This is a genomic window from Polaromonas sp. P1_G2, assembly GCF_056405515.1.
This window is the reverse complement of the sequence record NZ_JBFUBY010000472.1, coordinates 1-1,865: the sequence shown is the minus strand read 5'-3', so window position 1 is coordinate 1,865 and position 1,865 is coordinate 1. Positions and strand designations below refer to the sequence as shown.

The window sequence follows — 1,865 nt, the reverse complement described above, 5'->3', positions numbered from 1 at the left end:
CCGCCACTGCTGCGCCCAAGCTTGCAGTCAAAGCCCTGTCCGAGGATAAGTCAGTCCAGGACGGGCAATTCACGCATCAAAAATGGGAGCGATTGAGCACCCAGCGCGATACCCTTATTAACGCTGTCATCCGTGTGTTCACTTGGCTCAACGGAGGTGTTTATCTGCTGGTTCTTCTCGCCTGGATTGCCGGGCATTTTTCAAACTACCGAATCGTTGACGGAAATACGCTTATGGCCTTGGTTGGAGCAACTGTGGTGCAAGCCGGACTTGCTTTTGCGGCCATTGTGAAGTTCTTGTTTCCAGCCACTTCTGACGAATAGGAAGGTGCGGCAGGAAGTCTGTTTGTAATCAGCCAGCCAGCGCCGCCTTCACCGCTGCCGAGACCTGGCCCATGTCGGCCTTGCCGGCCAGTTTGGCTTTCACCGCGCCCATGACCTTGCCCATGTCGCCGGGGCCGCTGGCGCCCAGTTCGGCCACGATGGCTTTCACGGCGGCGGCAACCTCGTCGGCGCTCAGGCGTGCGGGCAAATAGGCCTGCAGCACCACCAGTTCGGCGGCTTCCTTGTCGGCCAGGTCCTTGCGCTCGGCCTTCTGGAAGGCTTCCAGCGAGTCCTTGCGCTGTTTGATCAGCTTGTCGACGATGGCGACCACGGCGGCATCGTCCAGCACGACGCGCTCATCGACCTCTTTTTGCTTGAGGGCGGCCAGCAACAGGCGGATGGTGCCCAGGCGCTCGCTGTCCTTGGCGCGCATGGCGGTCTTCATGTCTTCGGTGATCTGGTCTTTGAGGGCTGACATTCGGGGCTCCTGAGGGCGGGAAGAGGGAAGGGATGCGTGGGGCTGGTGCCAGAAAGCACAAAAGCCCGCAGAGCGTCCTCGTGCGGGCTTTTTGTTGCCGTGAGGCGGTACTAAAGGATTAGTACAGCTTCTTGGGCAACTGCATCGAGCGGATACGCTTGTAGTTGCGCTTGACGGCGGCTGCCTTCTTGCGCTTGCGCTCCGCCGTTGGCTTTTCGTAAAACTCGCGGGCGCGCAGGTCGGTCAGCAGGCCGAGTTTTTCAATGGTGCGCTTGAAACGGCGCAGAGCCACGTCGAAGGGCTCGTTGTCTTTTACACGGATGGTGGTCATTGTTCAATTGATCCAAAAGGTGCGCCTTTATCGATCTGATCAGGATCAGGCCAGGCACGGGTTTGCTAGCAAAGCCTTGGATTATATACCACCCCCACGGTCGTTCACTTCGTGTAACTCCCTGCCCCCAGAGGGGGCCGCCCGCCTGCGGCCCGGCAAAGCCGGTTCCGCGGCTCATGCTGGCCTTGGGCGGCTCGCTTCGCATCGCCTTGGGGCTGTCGGCTGTCCATCCAGTGGGGGCCGCGGGACTGGCTCTGCCAGACCGCAGGCGCCGCCCCCTTGAGGGGGAACAGGCTACACGCAGTGAGCCTGGACGGGGGTGGATTTACTCTCTGATGAAAGCCAGCAAATCCTGGTTGAGCCGCTCCTTGTGGGTGTCGGCCAGGCCGTGCGGCGCACCGGGGTAGACGATCAGCCTGGCGTTTTTCACGAGTTTCGCGGCGGCGCGGCCTGAGGCGTCGATGGGCACGATCTGGTCGTCGTCGCCGTGGATCACCAGGGTCGGCACGTTAAAGCGCTTGAGGTCCTCGGTGAAGTCGGTGGCCGAGAAAGCCGCGATCGAATCATAGGTGTTCTTGTGGCCCGCCTGCATGCCCTGCACCCAGAACGACTGGATCAAACCTTGCGAGACCTTGGCGCCGGGGCGGTTGAAGCCGAAAAACGGGCCCGAGGCGATGTCCAGGTAAAGCTGCGAACGGTTGGCCAGTTCGCCCTGGCGAATGCCGTCGAACAC

General features: G+C 61.2%; 4 protein-coding genes. 1 reads left to right on the top strand and 3 read right to left on the bottom strand.

Annotated features, from left to right (window positions below; all coding sequences use genetic code 11):
• Positions 1 to 323: hypothetical protein (locus AC1D0P_RS25350; RefSeq protein WP_477679259.1), on the top strand; the 323-nt coding region annotated here is incomplete at its 5' end.
• 28 nt (positions 324 to 351) lie between these two features.
• On the opposite strand, the gene AC1D0P_RS25345 is transcribed toward AC1D0P_RS25350, so the two are convergent.
• From AC1D0P_RS25345 to AC1D0P_RS25335, 3 genes are all read right to left on the bottom strand, one after another.
• Positions 352 to 801 carry a GatB/YqeY domain-containing protein gene (locus AC1D0P_RS25345; RefSeq protein WP_477679258.1) on the bottom strand — a complete coding sequence of 150 codons (450 nt, stop codon included), beginning with the start codon at positions 799 to 801 and terminating at the stop codon, positions 352 to 354.
• A 118-nt stretch (positions 802 to 919) separates the two neighbouring features.
• Positions 920 to 1,132, bottom strand: a complete 213-nt coding sequence (gene rpsU, locus AC1D0P_RS25340; protein WP_007872347.1) for a 30S ribosomal protein S21 — start codon at positions 1,130 to 1,132, stop codon at positions 920 to 922.
• A 325-nt stretch (positions 1,133 to 1,457) separates the two neighbouring features.
• Positions 1,458 to 1,865 (bottom strand): alpha/beta fold hydrolase (locus tag AC1D0P_RS25335; RefSeq protein WP_477679257.1); only part of this gene is annotated, 408 nt, incomplete at its 5' end.